We start from the raw sequence: 19,136 nt of genomic DNA, 5'->3' as shown, positions 1-19,136 counted from the left end.
TACGACGGAGCCAGGACCCTTGAGCACCCACAAGAGACACCTCAGTCGCCGCAGGCTGCTGGCCGCTTCCGCCGTCGGCGTGGCCGGTACGGGCGCGGCGGTGGCGGCCGGCAGCGGCCTGCTGTCGTCCGCGTCGGCGGCTGTTTTCGGCCACACCGACGACGGCTCCAACTACGTGATCAACACAGGAGCCTCGCTCGTCTTCAAGGTCTCCAAGTCGACCGGCGACCTCACGTCGCTGGTCTACCGGGGCAAGGAGTACGAGGGGTACGGAGGCAAGCACTCGCACGTGGAGTCGGGCCTCGGCACGTCCACGGTGACGATCAAGCAGTCGGGCTCGACGATCCTGGTCAAGGTCGTGCACGGGGCGATCACCCAGTGGTACGCGGCGCGCAGCGGCCAGAACAACGTCTACCTGTGGACGAACAAGGCGGACGCCTCGTTCACGGCGACCCGTTTCCTCGTCCGCCTCAAGCCGGGGCTGTTCCCGAACGAGGGGTCGGACTCCTGGATCGAGGCCTCCGACAAGGTCATCGAGGCCGGGGACGTCTGGCAGCGCGCGGACGGCACCACGCACTCCAAGCACTACTCGGGCAAGCGGGTCGTCGACTACGACCACATCGGCTTCACCACCGGTTCGGTCGGTCTGTGGATCGTGCGCTCCAACCACGAGAAGGCGTCCGGCGGCCCGTTCTACCGCTCGCTGCTGCGCCACTCGAACGACAAGGGCGCGGGACTGTACGAGATCCTGCACTACAACCAGGCCCAGACAGAGGCGGAACGTTTCGGCTTGCAGGGTCCGTACGTCCTCGCGTTCACGGACGGCGGCGCTCCCTCGTCCTCCCTCTCCGCCGCCAACCTGGACACCTCCTGGGTGGACGGGCTCGGCATCACGGGCTGGGTGGGGGCGGCCGGGCGCGGCAAGGTGGCCGGCGTCGGCATCAAGGGGATGGACGCGAAGTACCCGTACACCGTGGGTTTCGCGAACGCCGACGCCCAGTACTGGACGAAGGCCGCCTCGGGCACCGGTGCCTTCTCCTGCAAGGGGATGCTGCCGGGGACGTACACGCTGACCGTGTTCAAGGGCGAACTGGCCGTGCACACGCGGCCGGTGACGGTGAAGGCGGGCGGCGCGACCGCGCTGAACAGCATCACCGTCACCGGGGATCCGTCGGCCGCGAAGACGATCTGGCGGCTCGGGGACTGGGACGGCACGCCCGGCGGGTTCAAGAACGCCGAGCTGATGACGTACGCGCATCCGTCCGACGCCCGCGCGGTGAAGTGGACGGGGAACGTGACGATCGGCGGAGGCGCGGAGGCCGCGTCGGCGAGCTTCCCTGCGTACATGTGGAACGGCGTCAACGACGGCGTCCTCGTGTACTTCAAGCTGACGGCCGCCCAGGCCGCCGCCGCGCACACCCTGCGCATCGGCGTGACGGACGCCTTCTCCAACGGGCGCCCGCGCGTCACGGTGAACGACTGGGTGTCGCCCATCCCCGCGGCACCCTCGCAGCCCTCGACGCGCTCTCTCACCACGGGTTCGTACCGGGGGAACAACCGTTCGTTCACCTACAGCGTCCCTAGTAGTGCGTGGCAGACGGACGTGAGTCAGTACAACGTCCTGAAGATCAGCATCGTCAGTGGTTCGAGCGGCACGGCGTTCCTCAGCCCGGGCACCTCGTTCGACTGCCTGGATCTGCTGGCCTGAGCCCCCCTCGGCCAGTCAGAAAAGAGCGCCCCCGCCGGTGACGACCGGCTGGGGCGCTCGCGCCCCGCCAGGGGCGCGGGGAACTGCGCGACCGGCCCCCACCGGCCCGCAGTCACTCAACGACCCGCCCTTCACGCTCAGTTCATCGTCGACCCGATAACCGTGGAGTCCACCGCCAGGAACGTGGTCGCCGGCAGCGACCCGTTCGACTGACGCGCACCGTACGCCGTAGTCGCATCCGTGGACTTGAACGCCGGCGCAGAAACGCCACTGTCCCAGTTGTTGGCCGCCGAGACAGCGGACGAGCCAAGCTTGGCCAACCCCGCCTTGTTGCCCACCGCCAGATTCCTCGCGAGCCGTGCCTTGCCCGTCGCGAAGTAGAACCCACTCTGCGCATTGGCATACGCCGTGTTCCGGTTGAGCAGGATCGCCCCGGTGTTGGAGTTCTCCGTGAACCCATGCAGGTTGTTGTCCCACGCCGCGTTGTTGTTGACGACATGCGCGACCGACGCACCGCCCCCACCCAACTTGAACCCGTTGCCGTTGCCCTCGAACGCCGAGTCGTTCCAGCGGTTCTTGCCGTTGCCGAAGGCCCAGCTGTGCTCGATGGTGACGGGCGTGGAGAACTGCCAGAGGTCGAGCCCGTCATCCGCGTTGTTGTAGAGGCGGGCCCCGGTGATCCTGTTCCCCGTCCCGGAGCCGAACTTGATGGCGATGCCGTCGGCGTTCTGGCCGTGGCCCGCGGGGTCGTAGTTGAGGTAACTGTCCAGGTTCTGCACGAGGTTGTCGGTCGTGCCGTCGCCGCGCAGGGTGAAGCCGGAGTCGCCGTTGCTCGCGGTGACGAGGTTCTTGAAGATCCCGCCGACCGATGACGTGACGACGAAGCCCTGGGCTGGGGAGTTCTGGAAGGTGAGGTTCTGGACGGTCCAGTAGTCGCCGTAGATCCCGGCCAGCCAGGAACCGGCGGGCAGCTTGGAACCGTCGATCTTCACCTTCTCGCCGCCGTACGCCTGGAGCGTGATCCGGGCCGAACTCGTGCCGTTGGCCGTCGACTTGAGGGTGGCCGTCGGGTAGTACGTGCCGGCGCGCACCTGGATGACCGTACCGGCCGCCGCGTTCTTCACCGCGGACTCCAGCTGGGCGGTGCTGGAGACGGTGACCGTGGTGGTGGCGGCGCTGGCGCCATCGGTCGAGAAGCCGAGGTAGGCGCCGCCCGCACCGGAGGCAAGGGCCACCGCGGCGGCGATGGAGAGGGTGCGGGTTCTGCGGTGACGACCGGTGCCGATGCGCACGGAACGTTCCTTTCCTCAGGGCTGGGGACGGAACCGGGCTGCGGCCTCGATGAGGTGGGGCCGCAACCCGGTTCTGCTGTCTTGTCGCCGCCCGGCTGAAAAGGGTTGCCGTGGTCCGTACGAAAGCGATCGAAAACTTTCGGTACCACCGGCCTCGTACGCACCGATTGACGCACCGCTCCCCCGCTCGCGAGACTCCGAGGATCATCACCCAACAGAAACCATCAGACTCCCACAGGATGTGTCATGCGCCCCCACCACGCCCGCACCTTCCTGCTCCCCCTCATCCCCTTGGCAGCCCTTCTTCTCGCCCTGCTCGCCGCCCCACCCAGCCCCGCCGCCTCAGGAGCACCACCCATGACGCAGCAGACCGAGTCCAAGTCGGCGCAGAAGTACGCCGGTTACCTCTTCGCCTACTTCACCGGTGAGGGCACGGCCGACGGCGAGCAGATCCGGTACGCCCTCAGCCGAGGCAACGACCCGCTGCACTGGCGGGAGTTGAACGCGGGCAAGCCGGTCCTCACCTCCACCACCGGTGAGAAGGGGCTGCGCGATCCGTTCGTGATCCGCTCCCCCGAGGGCGACAAGTTCTACATGATCGCGACCGATCTGCGCATGTACCAGAACAGCAGCGGCAGTTGGGACTACGTCCAGCGCCACGGCAGCAAGTCCATCATGGTCTGGGAGTCCACCGACCTGGTCCACTGGACCGATCAGCGACTGGTGAAGGTCTCCCCCGACTCGGCCGGCAACACCTGGGCGCCGGAGGCCTATTACGACGACACGCTCGGCGAGTACGTCGTCTTCTGGGCGTCGAAGCTGTACGCCGACGACGACCCCGAGCACACCGGCTCGACGTACAACAAGATGATGTACGCGACGACGAAGGACTTCCGCGCCTTCAGCGAGCCGAAGGTCTGGGACGACCCCGGCTACTCGGTGATCGACTCAACTGTCGTGGAGCACAAGGGGACTTACTACCGCTACACGAAGGACGAGCGGGACCCCACCTCCTCCAGCCCCTGCTCGAAGTTCATCACCGCCGAGAAGTCGACCTCGCTCACGGACACCTCGTACGACTTCGTCTCCGACTGCATAGGCAGCGGGTCGATCGACCGGGGTGAGGGGCCGACGGTCTTCAAGTCCAACACCGAGGACAAGTGGTACCTGTTCATCGACGAGTACGGCGGTCGCGGGTACGTCCCCTTCGAGACCACCGATCTCGACTCGGGCAGGTGGACGATGTCCGCCGACTACCAGCTGCCCGCCAGCCCCCGCCACGGCACGGTGATGCCGGTGACGCAGGCGGAGTACGACCGGCTCCTCGCCGCCTACCCGGAGACCCCGACGTCCGTCGTGGACGCGACAGCCGGTGGGCAGAAGGGGTACGCGGTCGTCACGGAGGCCGCCGCCAAGGTCGTGCTGCCGATGCGGCCGGACGCCGAACTGTCGCGTCTGGCACCGAAGTTGTGGGTCGGCGAGGGCGCGAAGGTGAGCCCCGCCTCCGGTACGCGGCGCGACTTCCGCAAGCCGCAGAAGTACACGGTGACAGCGGCCGACGGGACCAGTCGCACCTGGACAGTGGAAGCCGTGCCCACCCGCAGCCCGGTCCTGCCGGGCCTGTACGCCGACCCCGACATCCAGTATCTGGACGGCCGTTACTGGATCTACCCGACCACCGACGGTTTCCAGGGCTGGAGCGGCACGCGGTTCAAGGCGTTCTCGTCGAAGGACCTGGTCCACTGGACCGACCACGGCGTGATCCTCGACCTGGGCCCGGATGTGTCGTGGGCGGACAAGAACGCCTGGGCGCCGGCAATCGCGACGAAGAACGGCAAGTACTACTTCTACTTCTGCGCCGAGCAGGCGATCGGCGTGGCGGTGGCCGACTCCCCGGCGGGCCCGTTCAAGGACGCGCTCGGCAAACCCCTGGTGGCGAAAGGGCAGTTGAGCGGCCAGATGATCGACCCGGCCGTGTTCACGGACGACGACGGTCAGGCGTATCTCTACTGGGGCAACGGGCACGGATACGTCGTGCCGCTGAACGACGACATGGTGTCGTTCGACCCGACCAAGGTGAAGGACATCACCCCGGACAACTTCCGCGAGGGTTCCTTCGTGGTGAAGCGGCACGGGACGTACTACTTCATGTGGTCCGAGGACGACACCCGCAGCGAGGACTACCACGTCGCCTACGCGACCGGACCGTCCCCGCTCGGCCCGTGGACCAAGCGGGGGACGATCCTGTCCAAGCGCCCCGAGTACGGCATCAAGGCCACCGGCCACCACTCGGTGGTGAACGTGCCCGGCACCGACGACTGGTACATGGTGTACCACCGGTTCGCCCTCAACGGCCCCGGAAAGGCGGGCGGTGACGGCATGCACCGGGAGACCACCATCGACCGGATGCGGTTCGCGGCCGACGGGACGATCCTGCCGGTCGTACCGACCCTGGAGTCGATCAGGCCCGTACGAAACCAGTGACGGCTCAGCTCACGAAGTACGTCGGGTTCGGGAACTTGTACGTCTTGTCGGCGTAGCCGCCCTGGAGGTCCGAGTACTGGTCGCCGAAGTTGGCGATGATCTCGTACCCGAGGTCCTGCTCGATGTGCTTGCGGGTGCCGGACTTGTACTGCACGGTCGTGCAGGTCCAGGTGCCGGCCGTGGCACAACTGCTCAGGTACGCGGGCGGGTTGGCCGCGTCCTTGAGGAACATGTGGTCGGCGTCGAGGTTGATGTCGGCGCCGACCTTCTTCAGGTTCGCGACGGCCGCCGCGCGCTGCGACTCCTTCAGGCCGGAGTTGTAGAACACCTCGACGCCCTTGGCCTCGGCGTAGGCGACCAGCGCGGGCGTGCCGAAGACGGCCGGACGGTCGGCCTTGGCCACGTACTCGGCCCAAGTGGCCGAGTTGTAGGTGTAGTTGGTCTTCTTCTCGTAGTCGAGGGAGAGCAGCAGCGTGTCGTCGACGTCGAAGACGACCGCGGGCTTCTCACCCTTGTGCAGCGCCTTGCGCGCCGCCTTGTCGATGTCCTTCTTGGCCGCGGACTCGATACGCGCCAGGTCCTTGGCGTACGGGCTGGTGGCGGAGGCCTGGTAGACACCGGCGCTGTCGAGCGTGGTGCCGTAGTAGGTGTCGATCTCCTGGACCAGGAGCCCGATGTTGTGGGGCTCGTGGGTGGAGTTCGCCGTGGACTGGCCGGCGGTGGCCGCGCCGGTGCCGTACAGGGCGGCGCCCGCGACGGTACAGACAACGGCGAGCGCCGCGAAGCGGAATGGCTTATGCATGACAGGTTTCTACGCGCGTCACCCCTGTGAGCGCAAGACCGGTTCCTCCCTTTGTGTAGATCATTCGTGAACGGTTCGCGTAGCGAGTGCGAATGCGAGCACACCGTAAAGGATGACTTGAAGCAGCCTTGGTCAAAACTTCAACTCCGCCCCCAGAACGCCGTGTTAGGTTCCAAATCCCCGATGATCAAGCTTGTGGCATCGGGACAACGGGGTACAACGGGAGGAAAACAAGTGAATCGAAAGCTGGCTGTCGGTGCGCTCGCGACCGGGCTCTTTCTGACAGGGATGGGGACAGCGTTCGCGTCCGCAAGTCAGGAAACGGGAACTGTCCAGGCGGCTGCCGCCTGGAAGACGATCCCCACCCTGAAGAGCGGCGGGGTCAAGTTCTACGACGGCAAGTACAAGTTCGAGCCGTCGGGCACGAACCGCGGGGCCTTCCACTGGAAGGGCAAGCTCCAGGACACCTCGAAGACGGACGGCAACAACGTCTACATGCAGGTCCGGGTCGAGGGGTACAGCTGGAACCGGTTCAACGGCAAGCAGAAGAAGACCGTGGCACTGGACAAGCTGACCTACGACGGCGCCGCCCTTCGCACGAACAAGGCCTGGATACGGGCCTGCCGCGACCGGGGTTCGCTGCACCCCGACAACTGCTCGGTGACCAAGCACTACACGCGCTGACGCAGACCAGCAGTTCGAGCAGCACAGGCGCCACCAGCAGTACACCTTGGGCCCCGGTCTCACCGCCGGGGCCCTCCGGCTCCCCGGGGGACACCATCAGCACCGCCACCACACCCGACCCGACCGGCGTCTCGGACCACGCGCCCGTCCTGTCCGCGACCGGCGTCGACCTCTCCTACGGCGATACGCCCGCCGTGCGCGACGCCCATCTCTCGCTCGCCAGGGGCGAGGTCGCCGCGATCACCGGAGCCAGCGGTTCCGGCAAGTCGTCGCTGCTCTACTGCCTCGCCGGGGTGCTGCCACCGGCCAGGGGGCGCATCCGGTTCGAGGGGCGCGCCTTCGCCGACCTCGACGACGAGGAGATCAGCGCACTGCGCCGGGAACGCTTCGGATTCGTCTTCCAGTACGGCGAGTTGCTGCCCGAGCTGACCGTCGAGGAGAACACGGCCCTGCCGCTGCGCCTCGCGGGCGTACGCAAGCGCCCCGCGCTCAAGGCCGCCGCCGAGGTCCTCGACCGGCTGGGCATCGCCGACCTGCGCGAACGGCGGCCCTCCCAGGTGTCCGGCGGCCAGAGCCAGCGCGTCGCCGTCGCCCGCGCCCTCGTGCACAGGCCCGCCGTGGTCTTCGCGGACGAGCCGACGGGCGCGCTCGACAGCGCCAACGCCAGTGCCGTACTGAAGGAGTTCCTGGATCTGGCCCGTTCGCAGGGCACCGCCGTCCTCCTGGTCACGCACGATCCTGCGGTGGCCGCCCGCGCCGACAGCCGCTACACGATGGCCGACGGAGTCCTCACCCCCACGGGAGCGGCGGGATGAGGGAGTTCCTGCTCGGTCTGCGACTGCTGTTCGGGTCCGGGCGCGGCACCCGCGTACGGTTCCTGCTGATGACGCTGGGCGGCTCCCTGGGCGTCTGCGCGCTCGCCCTTGTGCTCACGATCCCGGCGATCCTCGCCGCCCACGACGGCCGGTCCGCCGCCCGCGACCCCCAGGTGTACCCGGGGGGCACCAAGGCCGCTGGGCACGCCCTGGTCCTCCAGCGCTCGGACCCGCACGGCTCCAAGCCGTTCGGCCGCGTCTTCCTCGCCCCGGGCACCGACGACACCCCGGCCCCGCCGCCCGGCCTGAGCCGACTGCCCTCCCCCGGCGAGGTGTACGTCTCCCCCGCGCTGCACGACCAACTGCGCCGCGAACCGGGGCTGAAGGGCCTGCTCCCCGGTACGGAGAAGGGCGTCATCGGCGCGGCCGGACTGACCGACCCGAACGAGCTGTACGCCTACATCGGCACCGCCCGGGACACGATCGGCACCGACGCGCGGGCCCTGCGGAGCTTCGGATCGGCCTATCCGCCCACGACGGCCGTCGACTCCTCCACCCTCGACATCATCCGCTTCACCCTGGCCGCCCTGGTCCTGCTGCCGCTCGGCGTCTTCCTCTCCGTCTGCGCCAAGCTCTCCGCCGCCAGCCGCAACCGCCGGCTCGCCGCCCTGCGCCTGCTGGGCCTGAGCGCGAGGGGCACCCAGCGGGTCAACGCGGCCGAGACCGTCGTGGCGGCGCTGCTCGGCGCGGTGCTCGGGCTGGGCGAGTTCTGGCTGCTCAACCAGATCATGGCCCGCACGGGTCTGCCGGGGCTCAAGTGGTATCCGGGCGACGGCGCCCTGTCCGCGTCCACCGTCGCCGTCTGTCTGCTGGGCTGTCCGGCGCTGGCCTGGTTCGTCGGCCGGGCGAGCGCCCGCGCCGCCGCGACCAACCCGCTCAGCACCCGCCGTACGGCAGCGCCCCGGTCCCCCCGGGTCTGGGGCGCCCTGCTCCTGGTCACCGGCCTGGGCGTGGTCGTCGGCTACTGCGCCACCGGCCTCACCGCGCACCCCGCCCAGAGCGACGGCGTCAACGCCCTGCTCGTCCCGGCCGGGGTGCTGCTGACCGGCCTCGGTCTGGTCCTGACGCTGCCGCTCCTCTCGTACGCCCTCGCCAGGCGGCTCGCCCGCTCCGGCAACCTCACCCTCAATCTGGCCATGCGGCGCAACGAGGTCGAGCCGGGCAGTGCGATGCGGGTGGTCACCGGACTGGTCCTGCTGGTGTTCTGCGCCTCGCTCGCCCAGGGCGTCCTGGTCGAACTGGACCAGGTCTCCCGCAGTGACTCGCCGACGCAGGAGTACGGTCTGTCGCTGTCCGCGCTGAGCACGGACCAGCAGCGGCGGCTGCGCGAGATTCCGGGCGTGGACACCGACGTACTCGTCATGCACCACGTCGACGACCTCCAGAGCGACACCGACGACGACCAGGCCGACGCGCTCGTCGCGACCTGTGCCCAACTCGCCGCGCTGGTACGGCGGGTGGAGGGCTGTGTCGACGGCGAGGTGCTGGCGATGTCCGACCCGAACGCGCCGGTCACGCCCTTCACCGCGTCGACGTACACGCTGGAGAAGGACGGTCGGCGTACGTCGTTCAAGGTCGCCGTGCCGAAGGCCCAACTCCTGTACTCGGGGCAGGAGGTGACGAACGTCGGCGACGCGTCACTGATCATCCCGCCGGGCAGACTCCCCGCCGGCGCGGTGCCCGCGTCCGCCACGCTGGTGCTCGCCTCCAGCTCCGACCCGTCCGTCGTACGTTCCGTCCTTGACCGGATCGGGGCCGTCGCGCCGACCGCCGACGTCGACCCGACCGGCGTCAACGTCGAGGCGCTGCAACAGATCGCGGTGGTCGAGACCCTGCTCGCACTCGGCATGGTGATGGGGCTGGTCATCGGGGTGGCCGCGTTCCTCGTCTCGGTCACCGACCGGGCCGTCGAACGCCGCCCGCAGGTCACGGCCCTCGCGCTGATCGGCGCCCGGGCGCGCACCCTGCGGACCGTCCAGTGCCTCCAGGTCGTGCTGCCCCTCGCGGTCGGTCTGCTGCTCGCCCTGGTGGCGGGCAAGCTGTCCGAGTCCGCGTATCTGGTGACCGGCGGCGGCGAGGTCTTCTGGGACGGCGCGGGCGTACCCCTGCTGCTCGCGGCCACGCTGGGCGTGCTGGCGGTGGCGATCGCGGGGACGCTTCCGCTGGTGGGCCGACGGATCGATCCGGAACTGATCCGCCGGGACTGACCGGCGTACGAGAGTGAGGGGTGCGGCTCGTTGCGAACCGCACCCCTCAACTCATGTCACCGGGCGGTCAGTTCATGGTCGCCCCGATGGTGCTGCTGCCCGTCGTCAGGAACGTGGTCGCGGGCAACGTCCCGTCCGCCGCACGGGAGTTGTACGTGGTCGACGCGTTCGTGGACACGAAGGACGGGGTCGATATCCCCGAGTCCCAGTTGTTGCCGGCCGAGACGACGGACGAACCCTTGCTCACCGAGCCCGAACTGTTGCTGACGGCAAGGTTCTTGCCGAGCCTGGCCGCGCCGGTGGCGAAGTAGTAGCCCCACTTGGCATTGGCGTAGGCGGTGGTGCGGTTGATGACGATGGCCCCGGTGTTGCTGTTCTCGGTGAAGCCGTTGCCCGCGTTGTCCCAGGCGGCCGAGTTGTTGATGACGTGGGCGACCACCTCGCCGTCGCCGCCGAGCTTGTAGCCGTTGCCGTCGCCCGCGAAGGCGGAGTCCGACCAGCGGTTCCTGCCGTTGCCCATCGCCCAGGTGTGCTCGACGGTGACGGGGGACGAGAAGGACCAGAAGTCCAACCCGTCATCCGAGTTGTTGTAGAGGCGGGCCCCGGTGATGAGATTGCCGGTGCCGGAGCCGTACTTGACGGCGATGCCGTCGGCGTTCTCGCCGTGGTTGGCGGGGTCGTAGTGACCGTACGAGTCGAGGTTCCTCACCGTGTTGTTGGTGGTGCTGTCGCCGGTGAGGGTGAAGCCGGAGTCGCCGCCGTTGATGGTCTTGATGTTGCTCCAGACCGTCGAGGCGCAGGACTGGCAGACGACCGCGCTGTCCGGCGAGTTCTGGAAGGTGATGTTGGAGACGGTCCAGTAGTCCGCGGTCAGCTTGAAGATCCAGTCGCCGTCGGGCAGGTTCGACCCGTCGATCTTGACGGTCTCCGAGCCGTACGGCTGGAGGTAGATCCGGCTGGCGGAGGTGCCGTTGGCCGTCGACTGGAGGGTGGCCGTCGGGTAGTACGTCCCGGCGCGCACCTGGATGATCGTCCCGGCGGTGGCGCCGGAGATGGCGCTGCTCAGCTCGGCGGAGGTGTCGACGACCACGGTCGCGGCCTGGGCGGGGGTGGGGAGCACCGCGAGACCGACACCGGCGGTGGCGACGGCGAGAGCGGTGAGCGAGCTCTTGACGCTGGTGGAGCGGGTGATACGACGCATGACGTGCGGGTCCTTTCGTCGTAACGGGGAGGGGAGTTGGGGACTGCGGAAGGGATTCGGCTACGGGCACCAGTCCCCGAGATACGTGTGCCGCGTATGTTCGTCGGCCTCTGGGGCGGTCAGTTGCGGCCGGTTCTCGGGCACCGAAATCACCGCGCCCGGACCGGAGTTGCCGTACTCCCGGAAGCGCATGGTCTGCCAGGGGTAGGCGTCCCGCATGTTGATGTACGGGGTCACCGCGTCGATGCCCGGGCCGAGCCAGGTGTCCCGAACCACCAGTGAGGGCCAGGCGGTTGTCTCGTACGACGGGACCCAGGGACGGGCGATCTTGTACGCGCCGTCCTCCGCGCCCGAGGTGACCAGGCCGCGCACGGCCAGGAAGCCGTACGGGTTGGCGCGGGCCGTGGCGGGGGCGAAGACCATGCCCTCGGGTTTGAAGGCGACGTCCCGGTCGAGGGTGTGGAAGTGGCAGTGCTCGAAGACGGCCCGCGCCCGTCCGAAGACGAAGTCGACGTCGCCCTCGATGTAGCAGTCGCGGTAGTAGTGGCGGTCGAAGGAGGTCAGTGCCGTCGTGTCCGCGAACAGGGTGTCCTGGTGGGCGAGCAGCCGGACGCAGGTGAACTGCGTGCGGTCGCCCGTGACATAGGCCGCGACGGCCTGCGTGCCCGTGATCTCGGGGTGGTCGGCGCGCAGCCAGTCGTTGGCGAGGGTCAGGTCGCGTACGGTCAGGCCGGGCGCCGCCGAGGTGAAGGTGGCGGAACCGGCGGTGCCGTAGGTGCCCGAACCGTCGGGTTTCTGGGTGCCGTTGGCGTTGTCGTAGACGATGACGGTGTCGCGCGGGTCGTGGGTGGCGCCGCGCAGGGTCAACTCGGCTGCCTGGGCGGGGATGTTGACGACTTCGCGGTATGTCCCGGGGTGCACAAAGACCGTCCAGCCGGTGCCGCCCCTCGCCACCACCTTGTCCACCGCCGCCTGGACCGACCCGCCGGGGCGGACATGCAGGACGCGGTGGGCGGCGGACGCGAACGCGGGTGCCGTACCGGCGGCGATCAGTCCTCCGGCGAATCCGGTGAGCAGAGCACGTCGGTGCATCTCAGCACCACCGCCCCTGCCAGGGTGTCCAGTCGCCCAGGTAGGTCTCGCGGGTCGCCGACTCGGCTTCTACGGGGGTGAGTTGGGGCCGGTTCTCCGGCACCGAGATCACCGCGCCCGGACCCGTGTTCCGGTACTCGGCGAAGCGCTGGCTCTGCCACGGGTAGGTGTCCGACATGTTGGTGTAGGGCGCGACCGCGTCGATACCGGGGCCGAGGTGGGTGTTCCGGACGGTGAGCATCGGGCGGGCGGTGGTGTCGGAGCTGGGTACCCAGGGGCGGGCCAACTTGTAGTAGGCGTCCGGGGATTCACTTGTCACACGACTGTTGGTCACCAGGTATCCGCGCGGGTTCGTGCCGACCGTGGAGGGCGCGAAGACGAAGCCGTAGGGGGCGCCGGTGAGGTCGGTGCGGTCGAGGGTGCGGAAATGGCAGTGCTCGTACACTGCGGTGGCCCGGCCGAAGACGAAGTCGACGTCTCCTTCGGCGTAGCAGTGCGCGAAGTACTGGCGGGCGTACGCGTCACGGTTCATCGAGTCGGCGTACAGGGTGTCCTGGTGACCGAGGAACCGGCAGTGGTGGAACGCCGAACGGTCGCCCTGCACCTTGATGGCGACGGCCTGGGTCCCGGTGATCCCCGGGTGGTCGGCGCGCAGCCAGTCGTTGGCGAAGGTGATCCAGCGGGCCGTGAAGCCATCGGCCTGGACGAGGGTGGTGGCGGAGCCGGTGGTGCCGTAGGTGCCGCCACCGGGCTTCGGGGTCCCGGCCGCGTTGTCGTGGACGATGACGACATCGCGCGGGTTCTCGGAGGCGCCGATCCAGGTCAGCTCCGTACGGGTGATGTCGACGGCGACGGTCTCGCGGTAGACGCCGGGAGCGATGACCAGCGTGAATCCGGTGCCGCTGACGGCGGTTACCGCCGCCTGGACGGTGGTGAAGTCGCCGGTGCCTGCCGCGTCGACGTACAGGGTCCGGTCGTTGAGGCGGCGGGACGGGGAGCCGTAGCGGCCGAAGCGGGTGCGGCCGGCCGCGTGGGCGGGGGTCGCGAACCCCAGGGCCAGGGCGGCCCCGGTGCTCGCGACGAGGAACAACCGTCTGCTCGACGGGACTTGGGAGCCGGCCATGATCAGCAGACCTTGCCCGCGCCCGCACCCCGGCCGACGACGTACGGCACGGCCCGCGGTGAGTCGACCTTCGTGCGGAGGGTGGGCGTCCAGCCGGCGCCCGACTGGAGGATCTCGGCGGGGATCTCGGCGTTGTGGACGGCGATCAGGTCGGTCTGTTTGCCGTTGACGTAGTTGTTCTCGGCGGTGAGCGGGGACTCGTTCCACTTCTTCAGCACCTTGCCGACCTTGGCGGCGGCCGGCAGCGAGATCGCGTTGTCGCTGGCGTAGAGCTGGGACGAGATGCCGACGCCGAAGAGGTAGTAGTCGGACGCCTGTTCCTCGGCCACCACGTAGTGGTTGTTGTAGACGTCGACCTGGCCGAAGCGCACGCGCGGGGAGCGCTGGAGGATCCCGTCGAACTCGTTGTGGTGCATGGTGACCTTGAGCTTGCCCGCGTCGGTGGTCGCGGTGCTGTCGCTGTTCCCGATCAGCATGTTCTTGTCGTGGTCCTTGAACGAATTCCAGGACACGGTCACGTAGTTGGCGCCGCGCACGATGTCGGTGAGTCCGTCGTGCTGCTGGAAGACCTTGCCGAAGTAGCTCGGCCGCTCGCTGTCGGGGTAGCGGCCGTCGCTGAGGGTGTTGTGGTCGATCCAGACGTGGTCGGTGCCGTAAACGACCACGGCGTCGTACTCGGAGTTCCAGTTGCCGGTGTTGTTGTCGTCGGTCGGGTCCCACTTCGGGAAGCAGTCGAGGGGGGCCTCGATGGTGAGGTTGCGCAGGATGACGTTCGAGACGCCCTTGATCTGGAGGCTGCCGCCGAGGATGCCGGAGTTCTTGCCGACGCCGACGATGGTGGTGTTGCTCGGGATGTTGGCCTTGATGACCGAGTCCTGGTTGGCGGCGGACGCGACCCGCGCGTCCTCCTGCGGCCCGCTGGCGACCTCGTCGTTGCCCCAGACGGCCGGGTCGTAGTCCTTCAGGTACTGCTGGAGGTCGTACCCGCCGGTGACGAAGGCCTCGCAGCCCTCGGACACGGCGTCGATCATGCCCTTGACCTTGATGATCTTGGGCGCGGTGCCGCCCGCCTTCAGTGCGGCCTTGAACTCCGCCCAGGTGGTGACGGTGTAGACGTGCTCGGCGTCGGCGGCCGAACCGCCGGTCGTGCCACCGGCGTCGGAGCCCCAGCCGTCACCGGCGGTGAGGGTCTGCCGGCCGAGGTCACGGGCCTGAGGCGCGGCGGCCTGGGCGGCGACGGGTCCGGTGACGGTCAGGACGAGGGCGGTGCAGCCGAGCAGGACGGCGGCCTTCGTGATGGCATGATCATGACACACGCGAGCGTTCATGGTGCGGCTCTCCTTCTGGAGGAAGTGATGGGGGAAGGTCGGGAAGCGGATCAGGCCGACTGGGCGGCGGCGGGGGGCCAGGTGATCCAGGACTCCGGAATGACGTCGTCGAGGCGGCGCACGTCCCGGTGCGCCAGCACCCGGCGCCGTACCAGCCCGGCGGCGACGAGCCGGGCCACGGCGATGGCACCCGGCGGATTGAAGTGCGTGTTGTCCTGCTCGGTCCCGGTCCAGTTGAAGTACTTCTTCGTCTCCTCGACCCCCAACTCCTGCCAGAGCGCGATCGACTGGGCCTGGATGTCGAGCAGCGCCACGTGTTCCTCCTCGGCGAGCGCACGCATCGCCGCCGGGTAGTCGCCGTGGGTCGGCACCGCGTTGCCGCCCGAGTCGAACTTTCTCCGCTCGACGGAGGTGGCCAACACCGGCCGCGCCCCACGGGCCCGCGCACCGTCGACGTACAGCCGCAGATAGTCCTGGTAGGTCGACCAGGGCTCGGTGTACCGAACGGGATCGGCGATCTTCTCGTCGTTGTGCCCGAACTGGATGAGGAGAAGGTCACCGGGCGCGATGACTTCGAGAACGGCGTCGAGCCGCCCTTCATCGAAGAAGCTCTTGGAACTACGCCCGTTCACCGCATGATTGGAAACACCGATCCCCTTCCCAAGAAAGAAGGGAAGCGCCATTCCCCACCCGGTCTCGGGCGCGGCATCGGCGAACTTCTGGGCGGCGGTGGAATCCCCGGCGATATAGAGGGTGCGCACAGGCCGAGACCTTCCGTAGGAAGGAGCGACCATAGGCACGGCGGCAAGAGCGGCGAAGGCGACTTGTCGACGGCTAAGAGACACGAACAGTTCCTTTCAGGAAAGGGGACAGGGCCCCCGCGCCGCTTTTAGGGGCGCGGGGAACTGCGCGACCAGCCACGGCGATACCCGCGGCCAACCACCGACCTAACCCATCTGCTCATTCCACTCAGCCTGAGCAGCATTAAGCTGCTCAGCCAACGTGTCCAGGAATTCCTTCGCACTCATCTTCTTCAGCAACACCTTCTGGAAGTTCGGCTCGTTGTCCGCCTTCGAGATCGTGTTCCAGTCAGGCAGGTAGTACGGCAACTGCACGATCTTGATCGTGCCGCTGTTCAACGACTCGGCGGCAAGCTTCGTAGCCTCCGCCGACTGGATCCACGGATCCTTCGCCGCCTCCGTGTTGGACGGAATCGCCCCCGCCGACTCGTTCCACTTGCTGTTCGACGCGTGCGACACCGCGAACTCGATGAACTTCCACGAGGCCGTCTTGTTCTTGCTGGACTTGAACAGACCGAGCCCGTCAACCGGGTTGGAGACCTGAACCCGCGTACCGTCGTCCTGCGTCGGGTTCGGAATTCCCCGGAACTTGCCGTCCAGCGCCTTCAGATGGTCCTGGTACGACCCGAGATTGTGGCTCAGCATGCCGATGTCGCCGCTGTCCCACTGCGCGACCATCTTCTTGAAGTCGTTGTTGACGTCGGCGGACGGCGTGTCCTTCTTGTACAGCGCGGTGTACTTCTCCAGCGCCGCGACGTTCTTCGGGTCGTTGACGGTGGTCTTCTCGTCCTTCCAGAACGAGGTGATGCCGGACTGCCCGTACATCGCGTCGAGAGCCTGGGCGATCGACCCCTCACCACCGCGAATGGTGTAACCGAACTTGTTCTTGTCCGCGTCGGTGAGCTTGTCGGCGGCGGCGTAGAACTTCGACCAGGTCGTCGGCGCCTCCAGCTTCGCCGCCTCGAACAGGTCGGTGCGGTACCAGAGCGTGCCGTTGTTCGCGGAGGTCGGGACGGTGAACAGCTCGTCGCCGCCGCCCGCGCTGCGCACACTGTCGATCATGCCCGGGGTCAGCTTGCCGTTCAGCGAACTGCTCGCGAGCCGGTCGTCCAGCGGCTCCAGGGCGTTCTGGGCGGCGATGCCGGCGAGCATGGCCGCCCCGACCCCGCCGACATCGGGCAGGCCACCACCCTGGATCGCGGTGTCGTACTTGGACTGGATGCTCTCGGACGGTATCCCGACGTACTTGACCTTGATGTCGGGGTTGGCGTTCTCGAAGTCGGCGATGATCTCCTTCCAGACGTCGGTTCGCACACCGCCGTTGTTGTCCCAGAAGGTGATCTCGCCCTTGCCCGAGCCCTCGTTGCCCTTGTCCCCGCCCGCTCCGCTGCCGTCGTCGCCGCAGGCGGTGGCGGTCAGCGCGAGCACGGAACCCAGGGCGACCGCGATGGCCGCGCGCCTGCTTCTGCGGATGCTGATCTTCATTGGTCGGCACTCTCTCTTCTGGATCAGACGGAACTGTGAAGTTGTGGGGGGTCAGCGGCGGGCGTAGGGAGCCCAGCCATCGGTACCGCGCAGATAGTCGGCGACGGTGAACGAAGAAGCGTCGCTCGCGCTCAACTGCGGTCGGTCGACCGTCACTTGGGCACCAGGCCCGTACGTCCGGTACTCGGCAAAACGCGCGTCGCGCCACGAGAAGCCGCTCATGTCGGTCCACGGCGAGGCCTTGACCGCGGCGGGCAACTCGGTGTCCCGGAACAGGACTTGGGCCACGGCGTTGGGCTCGCCGCCCGGGTGCCAGGGCCGGCCGAGGTGGAAGGAGTCGGCGGGCGCGTCGCTCACCACCTTGGACCGCGTGATCAGGAACCCGTACGGATTGCCCGTCCACGTCGAAGCGGCCGTGATGTAGCCGTTGTTGGTGGCGGAACCACGGCTCAGCGCGCGGATCACCGACCGCTCGATGACGGTCGTCGCGCGCCCGTAGATGAAGTCGACGTCGCCCTCGATGTACGAGTCGCGGACATAGACCCTGCTGATGACGTCCAGCTTGGGGCTGTCGGTCATCAGGGTGTCCTGGTTGCCGAGGAAGGCGGTGTTGTCGAAGACGATCCGGTCGCCGGTCGTCTTCATGGCCAGGGCCTGCTCGCCGTTCAGCTCGACCGCGGCCTCGTCGAAGTCGTTGCTGAAGGTGAGGTTGCGGGCGGTGACGTCGTTCGCGGCGATCCGGACCGTCGCGCTCCCCGTCGAACCTCCGTACGCGGCAGGCGTGTCGTAGACGATGACGATGTCGGAGCGGTCTCGGCCCGTCCCCTGGAGCAGGATGTTCGGCTTGGTCGCCGGGATGAAGACCTTCGCGCGGTACGTGCCCGGCGCGACGGCGATGGTCACGGGACCGGTGTTCCCGTCGGGCACGGCGTCGACAGCGGCCTGGACGGTCGGGTAGTCGGCGGGGACATGCAGCGTCACCGCGTCGCCGATCCGCCGCTGCGGCCCGGAGAAGCGCTTGACCAGCGCGGGTACGGCGGCGGCCGGGTCGAGCCGATAGGCGTAGAAGTCACGGGGTTCGAAGGCGGTGCCCCACGTGTCCTGGCGGCCGCTGACGTTCTTCAGGATCGACCCGCGCTGCACCAACTCGGCGGTGGCGTCGGCCTGGTAGGGGTGCTGAACACCGTCGAAGTAGCTGTTCTCGATGACCATCTTGGTCTTGCCGCGCGACCAGTTGCCGTACGTCCAGACGGGATCGCCGTCGGCGACCTGCGCCGACACGTAGTTGTTGTAGAGGTGCGCGTAGGCGCAGTTGTCGGCGGACGGGTTGCGCTGCTTCGTCCCCGTGAACCAGTTGTGGTCGATGGTGATCTGGGTCAATACATTCGACGTCCAGCCGATCCCGAACGCCTTGTTGTGGTTGGCGAATTGGTTGTTGGAGACGGTGATGTACTGGCTGTCCTTGCGGATGTCGAGCAGTCCGTCGCCCATGTGCGTGAAGCGGTTGTGGTCGATCCAGACGTGGTCGACGGTGTCCATCTGGATGGCGTCGAAGTCGGTCGTCTTGCCGTCCCAGTCGCCCTCGACGTACGAGTCGCGGATCGTCAGATTGCGGATGATCACGTTGCCGGTACCGGGGTTGAGATGCAGCTCCCCGTGGACGATCTCGCCGGAGTCTCCGACGCCGATGATCGTCTTGTCGGAGGCCACGACGACGTCCGCCCCGAACGGCGCCACGGCGATCGAGCCCGCGACCCGGATCACGTACGGCTCCTCGGCCGCCGCGTACTTCACCAGCGAGGCCTGATCGCTGACCGTCACGACCTTGCCGCCCGCACCGCCGGAGGTGCCACCGGCGAGGGAGGCGAAGCCGTGCGGTCGATCTGTCCAACGGGGAGCGGCAGACGCCGAGTTGGTGGCGGCGGCCTGGGTCTCTCCGACCGCCCCCACGACAAGGGCGGCCACCAGCCCCACGACGGCGGCCAAGGTTCTGCCGACACCGACCCCCGGTCTCGGCAAGCGCTTGCTAGGGAAGTGCGTCATTGCGGCTCCCAA

General features: G+C 68.0%; 14 protein-coding genes. 5 read left to right on the top strand and 9 right to left on the bottom strand.

Annotated elements, in window-relative coordinates; genetic code table 11:
• Window positions 1-19: 19 nt before the first annotated feature.
• Window positions 20-1,708, top strand: coding sequence for a rhamnogalacturonan lyase B N-terminal domain-containing protein (locus ACFYXF_RS49925; RefSeq protein ID WP_389360719.1), 1,689 nt, complete (start codon window positions 20-22; stop codon window positions 1,706-1,708).
• Window positions 1,709-1,845: 137 nt separating this feature from the next.
• Here ACFYXF_RS49925 and ACFYXF_RS49920 read toward each other — a convergent pair whose 3' ends face one another.
• The gene (locus ACFYXF_RS49920; RefSeq protein WP_389360717.1) at window positions 1,846-3,000 is read right to left on the bottom strand and encodes a right-handed parallel beta-helix repeat-containing protein; all 1,155 of its coding nucleotides are present in this window, start codon (window positions 2,998-3,000) and stop codon (window positions 1,846-1,848) included.
• 246 nt (window positions 3,001-3,246) lie between these two features.
• Here ACFYXF_RS49920 and ACFYXF_RS49915 point away from each other — a divergent pair, with 246 nt between their 5' ends.
• The gene (locus tag ACFYXF_RS49915) at window positions 3,247-5,484 is read left to right on the top strand and encodes a family 43 glycosylhydrolase (RefSeq protein ID WP_389360715.1); all 2,238 of its coding nucleotides are present in this window, start codon (window positions 3,247-3,249) and stop codon (window positions 5,482-5,484) included.
• A gap of 4 nt (window positions 5,485-5,488) precedes the next feature.
• Here ACFYXF_RS49915 and ACFYXF_RS49910 read toward each other — a convergent pair whose 3' ends face one another.
• A complete protein-coding gene (locus ACFYXF_RS49910) occupies window positions 5,489-6,286 on the bottom strand; it encodes an HAD family acid phosphatase (RefSeq protein WP_389360713.1) in 798 nt (265 codons plus the stop codon).
• 234 nt (window positions 6,287-6,520) lie between these two features.
• On the opposite strand from ACFYXF_RS49910, the gene ACFYXF_RS49905 reads away from it, so the two are divergent.
• The 3 genes from ACFYXF_RS49905 to ACFYXF_RS49895 all read left to right on the top strand — a co-directional run bounded on the left by ACFYXF_RS49905 (window position 6,521) and on the right by ACFYXF_RS49895 (window position 10,052).
• The gene (locus ACFYXF_RS49905; RefSeq protein ID WP_389360711.1) at window positions 6,521-6,970 is read left to right on the top strand and encodes a hypothetical protein; all 450 of its coding nucleotides are present in this window, start codon (window positions 6,521-6,523) and stop codon (window positions 6,968-6,970) included.
• A gap of 194 nt (window positions 6,971-7,164) precedes the next feature.
• Window positions 7,165-7,785, top strand: coding sequence for an ABC transporter ATP-binding protein (locus ACFYXF_RS49900; protein ID WP_389360709.1), 621 nt, complete (start codon window positions 7,165-7,167; stop codon window positions 7,783-7,785).
• A complete protein-coding gene (locus ACFYXF_RS49895; RefSeq protein ID WP_389360707.1) occupies window positions 7,782-10,052 on the top strand; it encodes an ABC transporter permease in 2,271 nt (756 codons plus the stop codon). Before ACFYXF_RS49900 ends, ACFYXF_RS49895 begins: the two co-directional genes overlap by 4 nt.
• A gap of 67 nt (window positions 10,053-10,119) precedes the next feature.
• On the opposite strand, the gene ACFYXF_RS49890 is transcribed toward ACFYXF_RS49895, so the two are convergent.
• The 7 genes from ACFYXF_RS49890 to ACFYXF_RS49860 all read right to left on the bottom strand — a co-directional run bounded on the left by ACFYXF_RS49890 (window position 10,120) and on the right by ACFYXF_RS49860 (window position 19,124).
• Entirely contained in the window at window positions 10,120-11,253 is a 1,134-nt protein-coding gene (locus ACFYXF_RS49890; RefSeq protein ID WP_389360705.1) for a pectate lyase, read from the bottom strand.
• 60 nt (window positions 11,254-11,313) lie between these two features.
• Window positions 11,314-12,345: a pectinesterase family protein gene (locus tag ACFYXF_RS49885; protein WP_389360703.1), complete on the bottom strand. Its 1,032-nt coding sequence runs from the start codon at window positions 12,343-12,345 to the stop codon at window positions 11,314-11,316.
• 1 nt (window position 12,346) lies between these two features.
• On the bottom strand, window positions 12,347-13,468 hold the full coding sequence (locus ACFYXF_RS49880) for a pectinesterase family protein (RefSeq protein WP_389360701.1): 1,122 nt from the start codon (window positions 13,466-13,468) through the stop codon (window positions 12,347-12,349).
• Window positions 13,469-13,470: 2 nt separating this feature from the next.
• Window positions 13,471-14,796 (bottom strand): polysaccharide lyase family 1 protein, encoded by a 1,326-nt coding sequence (locus tag ACFYXF_RS49875; RefSeq protein ID WP_389360699.1) that lies wholly within the window; start codon window positions 14,794-14,796, stop codon window positions 13,471-13,473.
• Window positions 14,797-14,846: 50 nt separating this feature from the next.
• Window positions 14,847-15,641, bottom strand: coding sequence for a rhamnogalacturonan acetylesterase (locus ACFYXF_RS49870; protein ID WP_389360697.1), 795 nt, complete (start codon window positions 15,639-15,641; stop codon window positions 14,847-14,849).
• Between the two features lie 102 nt (window positions 15,642-15,743).
• Complete coding sequence (locus ACFYXF_RS49865; RefSeq protein ID WP_389360695.1) at window positions 15,744-17,081, bottom strand: ABC transporter substrate-binding protein; 1,338 nt, start codon at window positions 17,079-17,081, stop codon at window positions 15,744-15,746.
• Window positions 17,082-17,132: 51 nt separating this feature from the next.
• Complete coding sequence (locus ACFYXF_RS49860) at window positions 17,133-19,124, bottom strand: pectinesterase family protein (RefSeq protein ID WP_389360693.1); 1,992 nt, start codon at window positions 19,122-19,124, stop codon at window positions 17,133-17,135.
• Window positions 19,125-19,136: the final 12 nt, after the last annotated feature.

It is taken from the genome of Streptomyces sp. NPDC002680, from assembly GCF_042889145.1.
Taxonomy (GTDB): domain Bacteria; phylum Actinomycetota; class Actinomycetes; order Streptomycetales; family Streptomycetaceae; genus Streptomyces; species Streptomyces adonidis.
This window is presented reverse-complemented; position numbering and strand designations above follow the sequence as displayed.

Coding starts and splice junctions, on each gene's coding strand:
- ACFYXF_RS49890 (WP_389360705.1), bottom strand. CDS start 11,253: ATGCGTCGTATCACCCGCTCCACCAGCGTCAAGAGCTCGCTCACCGCT.
- ACFYXF_RS49910 (WP_389360713.1), bottom strand. CDS start 6,286: ATGCATAAGCCATTCCGCTTCGCGGCGCTCGCCGTTGTCTGTACCGTC.
- ACFYXF_RS49895 (WP_389360707.1), top strand. CDS start 7,782: ATGAGGGAGTTCCTGCTCGGTCTGCGACTGCTGTTCGGGTCCGGGCGC.
- ACFYXF_RS49860 (WP_389360693.1), bottom strand. CDS start 19,124: ATGACGCACTTCCCTAGCAAGCGCTTGCCGAGACCGGGGGTCGGTGTC.
- ACFYXF_RS49875 (WP_389360699.1), bottom strand. CDS start 14,796: ATGAACGCTCGCGTGTGTCATGATCATGCCATCACGAAGGCCGCCGTC.
- ACFYXF_RS49880 (WP_389360701.1), bottom strand. CDS start 13,468: ATGGCCGGCTCCCAAGTCCCGTCGAGCAGACGGTTGTTCCTCGTCGCG.
- ACFYXF_RS49865 (WP_389360695.1), bottom strand. CDS start 17,081: ATGAAGATCAGCATCCGCAGAAGCAGGCGCGCGGCCATCGCGGTCGCC.
- ACFYXF_RS49885 (WP_389360703.1), bottom strand. CDS start 12,345: ATGCACCGACGTGCTCTGCTCACCGGATTCGCCGGAGGACTGATCGCC.
- ACFYXF_RS49915 (WP_389360715.1), top strand. CDS start 3,247: ATGCGCCCCCACCACGCCCGCACCTTCCTGCTCCCCCTCATCCCCTTG.